The organism is Wolbachia endosymbiont of Bemisia tabaci, assembly GCF_003999585.1.
GTDB lineage: Bacteria > Pseudomonadota > Alphaproteobacteria > Rickettsiales > Anaplasmataceae > Wolbachia.
The window spans coordinates 122,996-140,021 of the sequence record NZ_CP016430.1 but is presented as its reverse complement, the minus strand read 5'-3'; the positions used below and the strand labels follow the sequence as shown (position 1 = coordinate 140,021).

At 36.2% G+C, this 17,026-nt stretch carries 23 protein-coding genes; all 23 read left to right on the top strand.

Annotated features, from left to right (window positions below; all coding sequences use genetic code 11):
* The first annotated feature begins 162 nt into the window (after window positions 1-162).
* Complete coding sequence (locus BBB02_RS00685; RefSeq protein WP_127463634.1) at window positions 163-1,377, top strand: DNA modification methylase; 1,215 nt, start codon at window positions 163-165, stop codon at window positions 1,375-1,377.
* Window positions 1,378-1,412: 35 nt separating this feature from the next.
* Entirely contained in the window at window positions 1,413-1,883 is a 471-nt protein-coding gene (locus BBB02_RS00680) for a hypothetical protein (protein WP_077188538.1), read from the top strand.
* Window positions 1,884-1,885: 2 nt separating this feature from the next.
* Entirely contained in the window at window positions 1,886-3,379 is a 1,494-nt protein-coding gene (locus BBB02_RS00675; protein ID WP_127463633.1) for an ankyrin repeat domain-containing protein, read from the top strand.
* The gene (locus BBB02_RS00670) at window positions 3,376-5,202 is read left to right on the top strand and encodes a phage terminase large subunit family protein (RefSeq protein ID WP_127463632.1); all 1,827 of its coding nucleotides are present in this window, start codon (window positions 3,376-3,378) and stop codon (window positions 5,200-5,202) included. Before BBB02_RS00675 ends, BBB02_RS00670 begins: the two co-directional genes overlap by 4 nt.
* Window positions 5,195-5,428: a gpW family head-tail joining protein gene (locus BBB02_RS00665; protein WP_127463631.1), complete on the top strand. Its 234-nt coding sequence runs from the start codon at window positions 5,195-5,197 to the stop codon at window positions 5,426-5,428. The genes BBB02_RS00670 and BBB02_RS00665 overlap by 8 nt, the downstream gene beginning before the upstream one ends.
* A 39-nt stretch (window positions 5,429-5,467) precedes the next feature.
* Window positions 5,468-5,755 (top strand): hypothetical protein, encoded by a 288-nt coding sequence (locus BBB02_RS00660; protein ID WP_127463630.1) that lies wholly within the window; start codon window positions 5,468-5,470, stop codon window positions 5,753-5,755.
* Window positions 5,756-5,848: 93 nt separating this feature from the next.
* Window positions 5,849-6,046, top strand: a complete 198-nt coding sequence (locus BBB02_RS00655; protein ID WP_237350101.1) for a type II toxin-antitoxin system RelE family toxin — start codon at window positions 5,849-5,851, stop codon at window positions 6,044-6,046.
* A 120-nt stretch (window positions 6,047-6,166) separates the two neighbouring features.
* A complete protein-coding gene (locus BBB02_RS00650) occupies window positions 6,167-7,585 on the top strand; it encodes a phage portal protein (protein ID WP_127463628.1) in 1,419 nt (472 codons plus the stop codon).
* A complete protein-coding gene (locus BBB02_RS00645; protein WP_127463627.1) occupies window positions 7,572-8,624 on the top strand; it encodes a S49 family peptidase in 1,053 nt (350 codons plus the stop codon). Before BBB02_RS00650 ends, BBB02_RS00645 begins: the two co-directional genes overlap by 14 nt.
* 77 nt (window positions 8,625-8,701) lie before the next feature.
* Window positions 8,702-9,070, top strand: a complete 369-nt coding sequence (locus BBB02_RS00640; protein WP_127463626.1) for a head decoration protein — start codon at window positions 8,702-8,704, stop codon at window positions 9,068-9,070.
* Window positions 9,071-9,107: 37 nt separating this feature from the next.
* On the top strand, window positions 9,108-10,112 hold the full coding sequence (locus tag BBB02_RS00635) for a major capsid protein (RefSeq protein ID WP_127463625.1): 1,005 nt from the start codon (window positions 9,108-9,110) through the stop codon (window positions 10,110-10,112).
* Entirely contained in the window at window positions 10,112-10,423 is a 312-nt protein-coding gene (locus BBB02_RS00630) for a head-tail joining protein (protein WP_127463624.1), read from the top strand. The genes BBB02_RS00635 and BBB02_RS00630 overlap by 1 nt, the downstream gene beginning before the upstream one ends.
* Window positions 10,416-10,928, top strand: coding sequence for a phage tail protein (locus tag BBB02_RS00625; protein ID WP_127463623.1), 513 nt, complete (start codon window positions 10,416-10,418; stop codon window positions 10,926-10,928). The genes BBB02_RS00630 and BBB02_RS00625 overlap by 8 nt, the downstream gene beginning before the upstream one ends.
* Window positions 10,925-11,401, top strand: a complete 477-nt coding sequence (locus BBB02_RS00620) for a hypothetical protein (protein WP_127463622.1) — start codon at window positions 10,925-10,927, stop codon at window positions 11,399-11,401. The genes BBB02_RS00625 and BBB02_RS00620 overlap by 4 nt, the downstream gene beginning before the upstream one ends.
* Window positions 11,388-11,852 (top strand): phage baseplate assembly protein V, encoded by a 465-nt coding sequence (locus BBB02_RS00615; RefSeq protein ID WP_127463621.1) that lies wholly within the window; start codon window positions 11,388-11,390, stop codon window positions 11,850-11,852. Before BBB02_RS00620 ends, BBB02_RS00615 begins: the two co-directional genes overlap by 14 nt.
* Window positions 11,853-11,859: 7 nt before the next feature.
* Window positions 11,860-12,108, top strand: coding sequence for a PAAR domain-containing protein (locus tag BBB02_RS00610; protein WP_127463620.1), 249 nt, complete (start codon window positions 11,860-11,862; stop codon window positions 12,106-12,108).
* Between the two features lie 9 nt (window positions 12,109-12,117).
* Window positions 12,118-12,453: a GPW/gp25 family protein gene (locus BBB02_RS00605; RefSeq protein WP_127463619.1), complete on the top strand. Its 336-nt coding sequence runs from the start codon at window positions 12,118-12,120 to the stop codon at window positions 12,451-12,453.
* Window positions 12,454-12,455: 2 nt separating this feature from the next.
* Window positions 12,456-13,247, top strand: coding sequence for a baseplate assembly protein (locus BBB02_RS00600; RefSeq protein WP_127463618.1), 792 nt, complete (start codon window positions 12,456-12,458; stop codon window positions 13,245-13,247).
* 305 nt (window positions 13,248-13,552) lie between these two features.
* A complete protein-coding gene (locus BBB02_RS00595) occupies window positions 13,553-14,656 on the top strand; it encodes a phage tail protein (RefSeq protein WP_127463617.1) in 1,104 nt (367 codons plus the stop codon).
* Window positions 14,657-14,823: 167 nt separating this feature from the next.
* Complete coding sequence (locus BBB02_RS00590; RefSeq protein ID WP_127463616.1) at window positions 14,824-15,543, top strand: ankyrin repeat domain-containing protein; 720 nt, start codon at window positions 14,824-14,826, stop codon at window positions 15,541-15,543.
* A 32-nt stretch (window positions 15,544-15,575) separates the two neighbouring features.
* A complete protein-coding gene (locus BBB02_RS00585) occupies window positions 15,576-16,061 on the top strand; it encodes an ankyrin repeat domain-containing protein (RefSeq protein ID WP_127463615.1) in 486 nt (161 codons plus the stop codon).
* Between the two features lie 4 nt (window positions 16,062-16,065).
* Complete coding sequence (locus BBB02_RS00580; protein WP_127463614.1) at window positions 16,066-16,497, top strand: DUF2924 domain-containing protein; 432 nt, start codon at window positions 16,066-16,068, stop codon at window positions 16,495-16,497.
* A 10-nt stretch (window positions 16,498-16,507) separates the two neighbouring features.
* The coding region (locus BBB02_RS00575; RefSeq protein WP_164741552.1) for a recombinase family protein at window positions 16,508-17,026 on the top strand (519 nt) is incomplete at its 3' end.

Below are 17,026 nucleotides of genomic sequence, written 5' to 3'. Positions count from 1 at the left end.
ATGCTTTGGCATTAATGTTCTATATTAGTAAAGATATTAATAAGACAAAAAACCCATAAAAAGTGGGTCCTTTCAGCCAGAATGGCGGGTTTGGTGGGTTCAACCCCAGGCCTTCTCTAGCGTCAGATATATTTTGAATATTAACTTTTTAATTATTAAGATATGAATTTAGCAATCCACTACTATCCTACTCGAAACCTAGTTGAATATGAGCGTAACCCACGTAAAAATGACGATGTGGTCAACAGAATGTGTGCTTCTATTCGAGAATTCGGCTTTCGTATTCCAATAGTTGCAAAAAGTGATGGTACTGTGGTTGATGGTCATTTAAGACTTAAAGCAGCAAGAAAACTTGGTATGGAAAGTATTCCCGTAGTCTTAAGTGATAATTTAAATGGACCACAAACCAAAGCTTTTCGACTGCTTGCCAATCAATCAGCTAACTGGGCAAAGTGGGATGATGATCTTTTGAAGGTGGAAATTCAAGAGTTAGAAGATTTGCAATTTGACCTTAAAATGACAGGATTTGAATTGGAAAAAGTTCAAAGGTTTCTCGATGATTTTGATGGTGAAAAAGAAGATCTTTCTGATTTAGCTGTTGATAACAAAAAAGTAACAAAACCAGGTGATCTTTGGATTTTAGGTGATCATAGAATCTATTGTGGTGATAGCTCTGTAGTTGAATCATATAAAGCGCTGTTAGATGATAAAATTGCAGACATTACTGTTTGTGATCCTCCATATAACGTTGATTATGGTAGCAGTCAAGAAAGAGAAGATAAAAAAATATTAAATGATAATCAAGGTGAAAAGTATGAGCTTTTTCTTTACGACATCTGTTCCAATATTTTAGCATATACGAAGGGAGCAATTTACATCTGCATATCATCATCAGAGTTTTCAACGTTACAAAAAGTATTTGAGGAAGCAGGAGGAAAATGGTCGACATTTATCATTTGGGCAAAGAATCACTTTACGCTAGGCAGGTCTGATTATCAAAGACAATACGAAGCAATGCTCTATGGATGGAAAAGCGGCAATAAACGTGAGTGGCATGGAGGAAGAAATCAAAGTGATCTGTGGTTTTATGATAAGCCAACACACAATACACTACATCCAACGATGAAGCCAGTAGAGCTAATGGAGAGAGCAATAGTTAATAGCAGTAGACCAGGAGACATAGTACTTGATCCATTTAGCGGTTCTGGCAGCACACTGATTGCATGTGAGAGAACAGGAAGAATTTGTAGGACAATAGAGCTAGATTCAAAATTTGTAGATGTAACGATAAAACGTTGGCAAGTGTACACAGGTAGGGAGGCAATTCTTTCTGGTACTGGTAAAACTTTTTCAAAGATTCAAGAAGAAAATTCGTAGAAAAAAGGTAAATAAAGAGAGAGAGGAGAAAAAAAGTGAAAATCACACAAACAGAATGGGCAAGAGAGATAGGAGTATCAAAGCAATACGTCTGTTATTTAGTAAAGAAAGGAATAGTTGAGTTGGAGGATGGTTTGATCGACCGAGAACAAGCAAATGAAGCGGTGGCAGCAATAAGAGATCCGAGTCAGCCATTGAGGAGGAAAAATCCAGAAAGTACAAGTAACCTCTCCACAATGTTGCTAAAAACTAGAATAAAAAATGAAATGGAACGTGGTAAACTGCTTGAGGCAAAGGCAAAAGCTGAGATTGGTGAACTTGTAGCAGTAGAGGAAGTAAAGCGCGAAGCATTTAATGTAGCAAGAGTTGTCCGTAATAATTTACTTAATATTCCAAATAGAGTTTCAGCACTACTTGCATCACTGAGTGACACTGAAAAGATTCATATGGCGCTAACTGAAGAGATCACGAACTCATTACAAGAATTATCTAACGCTAAATTTTAATAATGTCTGCTAACTTAAGTTTGGAATTAATAAAGTGTCTCATTAATCAACCTGGATTAGATGTTAATGTCAGAGGGTTAAACGGAAAAACCCCACTACATTGCGCTATAGAGTTTGATGAATTAAGCATGGTAGATTTGTTACTCACGAAGAAGAACATTAATCCTTTTGTGGAAGATAATGAAGGTAAAACATCTCTTGATTACGCCAAAGAAGGGAAAAAAGCAGAAATATTACAAGCACTAATCAATCATAAATATGGATCAGAGGGAGATAGCTTGCTTCACTTAGCTGCGATGTTGAATGAAGCAAATGCTGTAAGATTTTTACTTAACAAAGGAGTTAATGTTAATGAGCAGAATGCTTTACTACATACACCATTACACTTAGCGGCAGGAGCTGGACATGAAGAAATAGTAGAAATTTTAATTAGAGAAGGAAACGCGGATAAGGATGTTCTTGACGTGAGAAATCATGCAGCAATTCATTATGCAGTAAACAACAAGAAGCTAGAAGTAGTAAAATTACTTTCAAATCTTGGTGCGAATGTCAATATAGCTGGTAGCGGCAGAAATGCAATGAAATTATCTTCTTTGCACGTAGCTATAAGTAGTAGTAATTACGACGAAAGGGACTTATGTTTAGATATTGTAAGATGCTTAATAAATGTTCCTAATGCTGGGGTTAACTTACAAGATTATGAAAATAAAACGCCACTACATTATGCTGAAAGGCTGAAAACAATAGAAGTTTTACTAACGCGAGAAGATATAGACCCTTTAATTAAGGATGATAATGGCAAGACACCATTTTGTTATGCAAAAGAAGCAAATAGATTAGATATAGTAAAGATTTTAGCAAGTAATAGATACGGAGCTGATAAAAACAGTTTGCTTCATTTAGCTGCCAGAAAAGGATATGAAGACCTAATAGACGGTATTCTTGGTGAAGGAGTTGAAATAGATGCTGTAGATGAGAGTGGAAAAACGGGAATTTATGTTGCTGCAAAGCATGGTCACTTTAACGTAGTAAAGTTGTTGCTAAAGAGAGGAGCAGATGCCACGGATGTTTTTCAGTATGCAATAATAACGAACAACGCAAAATTAATAAAATTACTGAGCAAAGAGAAGGAAATAGTGCTATTTGGAAGACAGAAGAACTTTCCAACATTTCATTTATTGAGCAATAAATATTTTGAAGAAAGGAAAATAGCAGACAAAAAAATAAAGAAATATATCAATATCGTCTGTGTTTCTATAACAGTATGTGCAATAGCGATAGTGGGAATTTACCCTAACATTATAGCTGCGTTAATGGTGGGAATAGTTGCGTTCATAGCTGCAATAACAATGAGTAATTTAACTCAGAAGTACATAGAAGAAGCACTTGAAAAGAAAATGTTTATTGAACTTGAAAGTGAGAAAACAAGTGAGTGCAGTTCTATTTTAAGTGATGTTGAGGTATCATCTAATGATGGTGAAGAGCTAGCGATATGATATATGCTACATCTTTTTCTGAAGGTTTAAAACCAGATCCAGAGCTTAAAGTATCAGAGTGGGCGAATGAGTATCGAGTTCTAGCATCAACTGCAGCATCAGAGCCAGGAAAATGGAGAACAGAAAGAACTCCTTATTTAAAAGAAATAATGGATTCACTATCACCATCTTCACCTGCAGAAAAAGTAGTATTCATGAAAGGAGCGCAGATTGGGGGAACAGAAGCTGGTAACAATTGGATAGGCTATATTATCGATCAAACACCAGGGCCAATGCTAGTAGTACAGCCAACAGTTGAAATGGGAAAGCGTTGGTCAAAGGGAAGATTTGCACCACTGATTGAAAGTACACCATGTTTAAAGAGTAAAGTAAAAGACCCAAGGTCAAGAGATTCGGGCAATACTGTGCAAAGTAAGGAATTTCCAGGTGGAATAGTTGTGATTACTGGAGCAAACAGCAGTGTAGGACTGAGGTCTATGCCAGTAAAATATCTCTTTCTTGATGAAATAGATGCGTATCCAGGAGATTCAGGAGGAGAAGGAGATCCAGTACTGCTTAGTATTGCTCGAACTAATACATTTGCACGGCGAAAGATTTTTTTAGTGTCAACGCCAACGATTCATGGAATAAGCAGAATTGAGAAAGAATTTGAAGCAACAGATAAGAGATACTTTTTTGTACCATGTCCACATTGTAATTATTACCAAATATTAAAATGGTCACAAATAAAATGGGAAGATAAAAATCCAAATACAGCACACTATATATGTATAGAATGTGGTGAAAAGATAGAAAATCATCAAAAGACAGAGATGCTTGAGCGTGGAGAATGGAGGCCTACTAATAGAGTAAAAGATGAGAAAAAAGGATTTCATCTTTCAAGTCTTTATAGTCCAGTTGGCTGGTATAGTTGGCAACAAGCAGTAGAAGATTTTCTCCATGCAAAAGAAAGTGAACAATTACTGAAAGTTTGGATAAATACTACGCTTGGAGAAACTTGGGTAGATAAAGGAGAAGTACCTGATTGGAAGCAATTATTTAACAGGAGAGAATTTTTTCAGATTGGCACAGTACCAAGGAGAGAAGTAGTACTTACTGCAGGAGTAGATGTCCAAAAAGATCGTCTAGAGGTGGAAGTTGTAGCCTGGGGAAAAAGCCGTGAAAATTGGTCAATAGATTATCGAGTATTTGAAGGAGATACAGGAGGTAGGGAAGTATGGGGAAAACTCTCTGAGCTCTTAAATCATCATTTTATCGGTGAAAATGGTCTTGAATACATGATAAGCATGATGGCAGTTGATGCAGGGTATGCAACACAAGAAGTATACAACTGGGTAAGAGGTCATCAGGGCTCTGGAAAAGTAATGGCATTGAAAGGTGTAAATAAAGCGCTAGTGCCACTTAGTAGCCCAAGTAGAGTAGATATAACAGTTGGTGGTCAAAAGCTAAAGAGAGGAATAAAGCTCTGGCCAGTCGGAGTATCGATATTAAAGTCAGAGCTTTTTCAATTACTTAATGTTTTAAAAGAAGGTGAAGAAGCTCCGGCAGGATACTGTCATTTTCCCGAATATGCACCTGAATATTTTAAGCAGCTAACGGCAGAGCAATTAGTCAGCAAGGTAGTAAAAGGATACACCAAACAGGAGTGGCAAAAGGTAAGAGAAAGAAACGAAGTGCTAGATTGCCGAATTTATGCAAGAGCTGCATCGATAGCACTGGGAATAGACAGATGGCCAGAGAGTAAATGGAATAGTTTAAGTGGAAAAATGGAAAGCAAAAAGCCCAAAAAAGTGAGACAGAGTAAGTGGTTGGAAAATGTATAACGAAGAGTATTTGTTTCAGGTTGAACAGGCAATTCAAAAGCTTCAGAGTGGCGAAAGAGTAGTATCAATTGCATATGGTGACCATGTTGTGAGGTATGCTGAAGTTCAGATAAATGATTTACTAAACTTAAGACAACGTATTAAAGCTGAACTGAAAGTTGCAGGTGTGAGACCGAAGAGAAGAATTGTGATTGCGACAAGTAAGGGGATTGACAAAATTGTGTAAAAATGTTATAGTTTAAAATTGGTATTTTATAGTTAAAATATGGATCAAAGTCAAGAAAGGCTTAATGTTAATGTAAATTTTGAGGGGGAATTTGCTCACTACCTTATAGAAATGGCAAAAGTTCAAAATAGAACTATAGGAGAAGTTGTAAAGGACCTAGTGGAAGAAGAAATTGAAGCAAGCAAATTATCTGAAGAAGATGATAAAATAGATGAAGTAGATATAAAGTTGGCTAAGCTTTCTCTTGAGCGTGATGCTAGAGGTGATGAAGAAATTAGAAGTGAGGATGTAGATTGGAATAGAATATTATCTGCAAAAACAGTCTAAAGGTGGAGATACAAGCTGGGATACGATATTATCTATTCAAAAAGAGTTCTTGAGGAGGACTTTCTTGCATTACCACAAACGATAAGATCTAGAGTGAGAAGAGCTGTAGATAGTCGTCTTGCAACCAACCCTAAAGCAATAGGTAAAGCATTATCGCATGAATTCAAAGGGTATTTTAGGATACGAGTAAGTGATTATCGTGTAATTTATAGGATAAACTACTCAAAACACACAGTAACTATTACTGCAATGGGACATCGGAAGGACATTTATGAACGCAGCCCAGAATAAGCGTTGGTATTTGTGCAAGAGCCTCATGCATAAGTGTTAACAGCCAGACTCTCCAGCAGCTAGCTGTAATTTTTTAATGTCAAATTGCGCAACAAACTGCTGCATAATCAAAGAGGCAAAATGTTATTAAAATCGTTCAAACAACTATTTAGTAAGCCAAAAATCAAAAGTTCAGCCTGGGACGCTGCAGGCTCAGGAAGAAGATTTTTTCACTTTCAACCAGAGTTAGGAAGTATAAACAATTTGCTGTCTCAAAACCTTGAAACTTTACGTAGTAGATCACGTGATATGGTGAGAAAAAATCCTTACGCTGCAAATATAATTGATACGATAGTAAGTAACTCTATTGGAACAGGAATAAAACCACAATCAAAAGCAAGAGATGGAGAATTTCGAAAGAAAGTACAAGAATTATGGCTAAAATGGACAGATGAAGCAGACAGTAGCGGAGTAAGTGATTTTTATGGATTACAAGCTCTGGTATGTAGGAGCATGATAGAAGGTGGAGAGTGTTTTGTACGCCTCCGAAATCGTAAACTCGAAGATGGATTTTCTGTACCATTGCAACTTCAAGTATTGGAATCAGAGCATTTAGATAACAAAAGCAATCAGACTCTTGCGAACGGCAATATTATTCGTAGTGGTATTGAATTTAACCGACTTGGTCAAAGAGAAGCTTATTACCTATTTAGAGAGCACCCAGGTGAAGGTTCGTTTGGAGAATCAGTTAGAGTACCGGCAAATGATGTTTTACATATCTATAAACCTTTAAGACCTGGGCAAATCAGAGGGGAGCCTTGGCTTTCTAATATACTGCTGAAACTTTATGAGCTTGATCAATACGATGATGCAGAATTAGTGAGAAAAAAGACAGCAGCGATGTTTGCAGGGTTTATTACAAGACTTGATCCAGAAGCAAATATCATGGGAGAAAGTGAAAGTAATGAGCAAGGAGTAGCACTATCTGGCCTAGAACCTGGAACAATGCAGCTTTTAGACCCAGGAGAAGACATAAAATTTTCAGAGCCGTCTGATGTTGGGGGAAGTTATGAAGCATTTATGAGACAGCAACTGAGGGCAATAGCGATTGGTACAGGAATAACATATGAGCAGCTAACAGGAGATTTAACCGGTGTTAATTATTCATCAATCAGAGCTGGATTAATAGAGTTTCGTCGTAGATGTGCTATGCTGCAACACAACATTATGGTATTTCAATTTTGCAGACCAGTATGGAATAGATGGCTAGAATTAGCGTTAGTATCTGGAAAACTTTCTATAGCTAAAGATTTAACAAGTGAGTCATTGAAAGAAGTAAAATGGATACCACAGGGATTTGATTGGGTTGATCCTTTAAAAGACCAGCAAGCACAACAAATGGCAGTAAGAAATGGCTTTAAAAGTCGATCAGAAGTAGTATCAGAAATGGGTTACGACGTAGAAGAAATTGATCAAGAAATAGCAGAAGATCAAAAGCGAGCAAATAGTCTCAATTTAATATTTGATTCTGATGTTGGGGGAAACAATGTTTCTAAGTAGACCATTAATGCTTGAAGCAAAAAGTTTTGAACTACTATCGCTTCATAGTCAAAAACAACCTATCTTTAAAAATGTAAAACACTATGTAAAGAACAATATAGAAAAGACAGCAATAATACCAATACATGGCATTTTAACTAAAAAACCAGAAGCTTTTGATGATTTTCTAGGTATGACATCGTACGAGAAGATACAAGAGGAAATAGAAGAAGCTTTAGAGGATGAAAAAGTGGAAATAATTCTTTTGGATATAGATAGTCCAGGAGGAGAGGTCAATGGAGTGTTTGACCTGGCTGATTTTGTCTATAGTGCAAGAGGAAAAAAGAGGATAATAGCAATAGCAAATGATGATGCATATTCTGCTGCATATGCTATAGCTTCTAGCGCTGAAAAGATTTTTCTCACCCGCACTTCAGGAATTGGGAGTATAGGAGTAATAGCAAGTCATATAGATCAAAGTAGGTTTGATGAAAAGCAAGGTATTAAGTACACCACAATCTTTGCTGGTAGTCGAAAGAATGATTTAAACCCACATGAGCCAATGACGTCTGAAAGTCTGGAAAGCTTACAAAAAGAAGTAGATCGACTATATGAAATGTTTTTGCAGCTAATAGCAAGGAACAGAGGTCTTTCAATTGAAAAGATTCGATCAACGGAAGCAGGGCTATATTTTGGCGAGAAAGCAATAGAAATAGGTCTTGCAGACGAAATTACAATTCTTTCATCTATTAATAAAAACAGGAGTATTACTATGAATGAACAAACTACAACTGACCCAGAAACTGATAATTTAACTAATAAAATCAAAAATGACAGTTATCATGCTGAAGTTCTTGAATTAATACGTTTATGTAACTTATCACGAATGCCAGAGAAAATAGGAGAATTTATTGAGCAGGGCGTAAGTGTTGAGCAAGCCAGGGAAGTTTTAATGGAACTGCTAGCAGAGCGAACGAAGAAGACAGAAATACTGAGTGCAATACCACAGAATTCAGGAGAAGATTTAATGATACAGGTAGCAAGAAGTCGTAGGAGTTAAAGTATTTTTATAACCGCCGCGTACAATAACTACAAACATGGCGGTAAAACTAAAGGAAAAAAAGGAGAAAAGAAAATATGACATGTATAACCGAACAAAATAATCTAGGTGACTTATTAAAGTATGAGGCATCAAGTCTATATTCAAGAGATCAGATAACAGTAGCCAAGGGGCAAAATCTGAAGCTAGGAACAGTTGTTAGTCGTGATAAAGACAACATGATTAGGATAATAAATCCAACTGCCACAGATGGTACACAAGCGGCGATAGGAGTGATAGCAAGCGATGTAAACGCAAAGGAAAATAGTAAAGGAGTAATTATTGCTCGCGGTGCAATGCTAGCAGATCATGCAGTTGTATGGCCAGCAAATATCACTGAAGAGCAGAAAGCTGCAGCAATAAAGCAATTTGAAGCACAAGGGATCATTATCCGCAAGGGAGTTTAAAAAACTATTAAAACATATATAAGGGGGAAAAGAAAAAATGCAAAATCCATTTACAAATACAGCATTTAGCATGACGGCACTAACAAATGCGATGAATATATTGCCGATAAATTATGGACGTGTTGAAAATTTAAATTTATTTCCAAGTAGGTCAGTAAGATTTAGACATATTACCATAGAAGAACACAACGGAGTATTAAGTTTACTACCAACGCAAGTTCCAGGAGCACCAGCAACAGTAGGAAAAAGAGGAAAAAGAAAGATAAGAACATTTACGATTCCGCACATTCCGCATGATGATGTAGTGCTGCCAGAAGAAGTACAAGGAATAAGGGCATTTGGATCAGAGAGTGAACTTAAAGCGCTGGCAGATGTAATAACTGATCATTTGCAGCTAATGAGAAACAAACATGCAATAACATTAGAGCATTTGCGAATGGGAGCGCTAAAAGGAATAATTTTAGATGCTGACGGGTCAGAATTATTAAATCTGTACAACGAATTTGAAATCACACCAAAAGTAGTAAATTTTGCACTGGGAACAGCGACAACTGATGTAAAACGTAAGTGTCTGGAAGTACTCCGGCATATAGAAGATAATCTAAGTGGTGAATATATGACCGGAATTCATGCCTTGGTAAGCCCTGAGTTTTTCGATGCATTAACTTCTCACGTTAAAGTAAAAGAAGCATATGAAAGATGGCAAGAAGGAGCAGCGCTAAGGAATGATATGAGATCAGGATTTACGTTCTGTGGAATAACATTTGAGGAATATAGAGGGCAAGCAACTGACCCTGAAGGAACCGTGAGAAGATTTATTGAGAAAGATACGGGGCACTGTTTTCCACTAGGAACAGCAAGCACATTTACAACGCATTTTGCACCAGCAGACTTTAATGAGACAGTAAATACTCTTGGACAGCCACTCTATGCAAAACAAGAGCCAAGGAGGTTTGATAGAGGGACCGATTTACATACACAGTCAAATCCTTTGCCAATGTGCCACAGGCCTGGAGTGCTAGTAAAAATTAGTTCTAGCTGATGAATATAGGAAAACTATTGAAAGATTGTTTTGAGCATTTAGGAGTGGAAGCCATATACTGTAATAAAAATAAGGAGGCGATTCGAAAAATAAAAGTGCTAATTAAACGTCCTGAGACTACGTACTCTCTAGGTGAAGATGGAGCATTAACTCAGCAAATTGCCTCAATAGAGATATGCAGTGAGGACGTTACTTCCTTTAGCATAGGTAATTATATCAAGATTGAAAAAAGATTCTACAAGATTTTTGAACTACCATTGAAAGATTCTTCGGGTAAGATATTGAAAATTGAGGCAATAGAAAGTGTTTGATATAAAAACTAATAACAATATTAATGAAATAATCTCGAATATTGAAAGAAAAGAGCAGAAAATAAGACTGGCAGCTATAAAAGCGCTGAACAAAACAGCAATATGGCTAAAATCAAAAGCAGCTAAGGAAATCAGTGAGGAAAAGAGAATAAAATTAAGTTTGATAAGAAAGAGATTAAGAATTTTTAAGGTGAAAACTAGCAGATTAGAAGTGTTAATTAGAGCAAATCTCTATGACATTAGAGCATCGACAATTGGTAAAATACAAAAAACAAGAAGAGGATCGAAAGTAGGAAAGCATGAGTTTATAGGAGGATTTGCAGCAGTTATGCCAAAAGGAAATAGCGGTATGTTTAAACGTGAAGGAAGAGCAGCATTGCCAATAAAGGAAGTTAAATTGCCACTCGAACCTGAGGCTTCAAGGATAATAGGAAATCTTGTTAATTATGAGGTTGAGAAAGTCTTTACAAAGTTTTTTGAACGTGAATTGAGCTATAAAGGATGAATTTGAAAGATTTACATGATAAAATTTGTACTACGTTGAAGAGAGAAATATCAGCGATACAGACATGCGAAGTATATCCAGCAATAAGAAAAGAATTAGTAGCACCAGCGGTTTTTGTGGAGCTTAGCGGATTTGAAAAGGGACATGATCCTGGAACAGAAGAGTTAGCACTAAAAGTAAGATTTGAGGCAAGGATTGTGGTTGATGGAACAGTCGAGTATTCCTCGTTAGTTGTAAGGTCATTAGCAGCAGAAGTAGCAAGAGTAGTAAATAAAAATACTTGGAATGTGGAAAATGTTTCACCTGCTGAATTTATCTCTGCGGAAGTTGACGGATTTAGGCCAGAGCTAGATGCTTATCTTGTGTGGCTAGTTGAATGGGTTCATGAGATACATATTGGTGAGTCAGTGTGGTCAGAAACTGGAATTAAGCCGCATATTATAGAGATAGGTAACGTACATGTTGGATCATAGTTTTGCGATTTCAGAGCTGAATAGAAAATTAGCAAATATTATCCGTATTGGATTGGTGAAAGAAATAGACTATGAAAAAGCGAAAGCGAAAGTCAAAATAGGTGAAATTGTAACAGATTTTCTTCCATGGATAACGAGCAAAGCAGGAAAAGATAGAGATTGGTATCCACCAGATATCGGTGAACAGGTTATGATATTTTCTCCTTTTGGTGAACTATCATTAGGAGTGGTATTAGGAGGAATATATCAGAAAAAATACTCTGCACCAGAGAATAAAGAAGAAATAAATAGTGTGAAGTTTCAGGATGGAACAAGATTGTTATATGATAAAGAGAAGCATCATTTAGAGATTGAAGTAGTAGACAAAATAACACTGAAAGCTGGGGAATCGAGCATAGAAATGACAAAAAGTGGAATAAAACTGAAAGGAAGTAGAATAGACCTAAATTAAAAAATACATGGGAAAAGCAGTAGTTTGTATAGGAGATTATTGTAGTGGGATACCAGCTCATGTTTGTATGAGTGGAAGCAGCAATGTTTTTGAAAAGGGAAGATCTGTGTGTCGAAAAGGTGATATTGTAACTCTGGGAGAGACGATAGTACAAGGTTCAAACAGAGTACTTGTGAATGGTATTGGTGTAGCGAGAACAGGAGATTTAGTATCGTGTGGTTTTCATATGATGGGTATAGTAAAAATGTATTTGTAGGGTAAAAAGATGCGCGGTATGAGTACTACTAGTGGAAAGGAATTGGAAGGTTTAGACCATCTTAAACAATCAATAATTGATATATTAACCACTCCAGTAAACAGTAGAATAATGAGGAGAAGTTATGGTTCAAGGTTACTTGAATTAGTTGATAAACCGATAAATAGAGATTTAACACTTGAGATATATGCAGCAACAGGAGAAGCTTTGGAAAAATGGGAAAAAAGGTTTAAATTAGAAAAAGTAAAAATTACAGAAGTAAAAGAGGGAAAAGTAACGCTTGACCTGGGAGGATTATACGTGCCAAGTGGGAAAAACATTCGCTTTGATGGGGTTGTGGTATAAAGATGCAGCAGACTAACATTATTGAGCCACTGAACTTCGAAGAAATTCTGTCTCGGATGAGGGAAGAGTTGGTGAAGTGTGATACAAGTTTTACAGCATTAGTAGAAAGTGACCCAGCGATGAAGGTATTAGAAGTAGCAGCCTGGAGAGAACTTTTGCTGAGACAAAGAATAAATGAAGCGGTAAAAAGCAATTTACTCAAGTTTGCAAGGGGAGAAGAGCTTGATAATTTAGCTGAGTTTTATGGAGCAGAGAGGCAAGATGGAGAAGAAGATGAACGCTTCAGAAAAAGAATCAAGGCAAGAATAGTTGGCTCAAGCACAGGAGGGAGTAAAGAGTATTATCGTTATCAGGCACTGTCAGCAGATAGAAGAGTAAAGGATGCGCTGGTTGAGTCAAAAGTGCCAGGAAGTGTAGAAATCTCAATTTTATCCACAGAGTTATCCAAAGCGTCAGAAGAGCTACTAGAAATTGTAAAAAAGCAGGTTACTAGAGATGATATAAGGGTTTTAACCGATACAGTAAAAGTGATAGGTTGCAATATTATGGAAATAGATATTCACAGCAGAATGAGCATAAGTCCTGTAATATCAAAGGAGGAAATCAAGAAGCAATTTATTAAGAAGTTTGAAGCAAGCAAAAGGTTGGGATGGAACGTAACAAGATCATGGATAATAGCAAATTTGTTTGTAGAGGGTGTAGAAAACGTAGAATTAATCGAGCCAAGAGAGGATGTTGTGGTTCTGGGGAATGAGTGTGCAGTGCTTGGCTACGTCAAGTTAGATAGGATTTAAAACGTATTTTTTTTGTTTTGTGCCAGTGAGGGGATTGCGTGCAATAAAAGGTTTACTGGATCCAATGTTAGGGAGACGAAAGTATTGATTTTCTTCCAGAAGTTGTAACTTGTTTTTTAAAGTATGGATAATATGGTCAAATATTATGGAGAGTGTTTTCGATATTAAGAACATCTTTATTTTTCTGCAATGATCTCTTGCTTACTCATAAGCTACCTAAATAAAGGAAGTTAAAGCAACTTGAAAGAAAAGACAAATGAAAAGTTTATTACGCAACAAAACAGGAAAAAGCGCTAGTAGATGCGATAGATTATAAAGTAGATCCAGGCTGTATCAGAGGATTTAAGTTTAGTCTTAAAGAAGAAACATTGCCGTGGTTGATTGAGGAATATGAATTGGGGGAAATTTTACGTTGGATAAAGGATAAAAGAAAAGCCGTAGTAGAAGGAGTAAAATTTCAAAGACTGAGAGGAACACCTGCATCACTTAAAATAGCACTAAAGTGGGCAAATATAGAAGATATTACAATTATCGAAGAACCACCTGGTAAACACTTCTTTGAATTACAAATAGGAATAAAAGATGTTCCAAATGACTTTTTTGTAGATGCAGTAGTAGAACTTGCAAAACTATCATTACCAGCAAGATCAAGGCTAATGAGGATTTTTAATGACTACTATAACGTTGATAGGTTTATATTAGATGAAAGTATATTCGGCAGCTTATTATCAGACTATTCAGGTAGAAAAGTTGAAAAAGATGGACCAGTGTTATCGTTTGGAAGAATAAATTTTTTCAGTTCTAGAGGTCCGTTAGTAGAGATTGTAGACAACTATTTAAGAGAGCATTATGAACAAACATTTAGTAATGACATATATCGATTAGATGTAGCAGTACTTGGAGAAACAGAGCCTCACACAAAGAATTATAACGGTATTTATGAAAGAAATCATTTGTGGTACAACTTAAAAGCACTATATCCATTACCACAGAGTTTATTACCATCGATTAAATTTGCAAAAGCGCAGATAGTATTATCAGACAGTTGGGATTTAGGAGACATAAATACGTGCTTTCCAGTTAGTAGCGTAGAAGAAAGAGGAAATAAATTTGTATTGGGAAGCGATAAACTTTCAGGGCAATATTGGAATTTAAAACACAAGCCAATTTTAGAAAGGTTTAGCGTTACTCATTTTTATCAAACAAAGAATTTCATTGACCAGAAAATAGTAGGATACGTTATAGCAGAACACAATGTTTACTATAAAAATGATTCAGAGCAAAAAGACTCAATACACGAATTAGAAAATCACGTTTTAGTATTTTATTCAGGAGTACTGAAGTGGCACGAACATCGACATTTGCACAGAAGTTGGAAAAATAGTCAAGTGATATCTGTAGTAAGTTAAGTACTTATATTTAGATCCTCATATATTATATTAATAATAGGTAAAAGTGTATGAAATAAAAAGAAAAGGACTTGCTTTCTCATGCTAAAAAGGACATGACTTGAATAGCAGCAGGTAAATATAAGAAATTTGTCTGGCGCTAGAAAAGCTAATTTTGTGAGGTAAGTATGAAGTTTAGCAAAGAATCTTTTAGTAAGTTTTTTAAAGAAGTATCAAGTAACGGGTTTAAAAACATTAATAAAAGAAATAAAGAAGAAGAGACAATATTACACCAAGCAGTAGAAATCTCTGATTACAAAACAGTAAGATTATTAATAAAAAAAGGGGCAGAGGTAAATGCAAGAGATAAAAATGGTTATACACCACTACACTGTGCAGTATTTGCGAAAAGCTTAGAAAATGTAAAAGTGCTGCTAGGGGAAGGAGCAGAAGTAAATGCCACTCAATATGTCACTGGATGTACGCCACTGCACTCTGCATGCAAAATAGGAGGAGCAGGAGTTGAAATAATAAAAGAGCTAGTAAAAGCAGGAGCTGAAGTTAATCAACTGAATAAATATGGTGCAACACCAATGTATTACATCTGGGAAAGTGAAAAGTATTCTCTGTGTGATAGCAAAGAGAGTGAAAAGGCGAGTAAATTTCTGAGAGAAAAGGGTGGAATAACAAAAAGTAGAGAACTGACGTGCTATGGAATAGAGGGGCTAGTGGGAGAAATAGCAGACATGTTGAATGGAAGCTACATGCCGGAGCTAAAAATAATAGAGATAGGAGAAATAAGGAAGAGAGACAAATCGCTAATAAAGAAAGAATGTCAAAATTTAGCAAACAAAATAATGAGCCAAGTAAATGAAATGATAGATGAGGTGGTGAAAAGGAGGGCTTAGGAATTTAAATTCAAAAAAAAGGTGAGTAGGTTATGAATAAAAAAGGAAAAGAGGAGTCACTATTAGAGAACTCATATAAAAATATTTATGCAAGAGACAAAAAGGGAAGAACAGTTCTACATTATGCAGTAGACGCAAAAACAGTGAGATTATTAGTTGAAAAAGGAGTGAATGTGAATGCAGCAGATGTAGAAGGACACACAGCATTGCACCTAGCGGTAACGGAGAAACGCCTAGAAAACGTGAGAGAATTGATAAAATCAGGAGGGAATGTAAATGCGGAAGAATATGGAAGTAAATGCACTCCATTGCACCTTGCATGTATGATGGGGAAAGTTGAAATAGTAAAGGAGTTAGTGGAAGCAGGAGGAGAAATAGAGCAAGCGGATAAATTTGGAATGACAGCAATGGATTATGCAAAAAATAGTAAAGAGATAACTGAGTTATTAAAGGAAGAAATAGACAGAATTGAAAGGTTATTTGAACAGCAAAGTGGGAAATCTTCTATGAGAGGCTAAAAACATGGAGGAAGAAACAGAAAAGAAAGTAATGAATTTAGAGAGAAAACCTTTGGGTGAGCTGAGAAAAATATGGAAGAAGGTATTTGGGGAAGAGGCACCTAAACACTCAAAGAAATATCTGATACCTAGATTAGCTTATAGAATGCAGGAGGAAGCGTATGGAAAAATGTCAAGAAAAGGAGCAAAAAGACTAGAGTATCTAGCAGATCGACTAGAGAAGGGAAAAAGAATAAGTAGCGATAAATTACCAGTAGAGGGGACAGAATTAATATTAGAGAGAGGTGAAGAAACGCATGCGGTAATGGTAACAGATAAGGGTTTAATCTACAGAGAAGAATTTTTCACATCATTGTCAGCAATAGCCGGAAAAATAATGGGAATGAGCTACAACGGACCTTTATTATTCGGTATGCGTGATAAAAATGAAAATTGAAGAGAATAAAATGCTAAAAGAAGTAAGGTGTGCGATATATACAAGAAAATCAAATGAGGATGGGCTAGAACAAAAGTTTAACAGTCTTGATGCGCAGCGAGTAGCATGTGAAAAGTACATAAAGAGCAGAGAAGGCTGGGTAGCATTGGCCAAAAGGTACGAAGATGGAGGTTTCTCAGGAAAGAACTTAGAAAGACCAGCGATAAAGGAATTGTTTGAAGATGTAAAAAAAGGAGAAGTAGATTGTGTAGTAGTGTATACACTAGACAGACTATCAAGAGAAACAAAAGACAGCATCGAAGTAACATCATTTTTTAGAAGACATAGAGTAAATTTTGTAGCAGTAACACAGATATTTGACAATAATACGCCAATGGGAAAATTTGTACAAACGGTATTGTCAGGAGCAGCACAACTAGAAAGAGAAATGATCGTAGAGAGAGTAAAAAACAAAATAGCAACATCAAAGGAGCAGGGATTGTGGATGGGTGGAACTTTACCGCTAGGGTATGATGTAAAAGATAAAGAA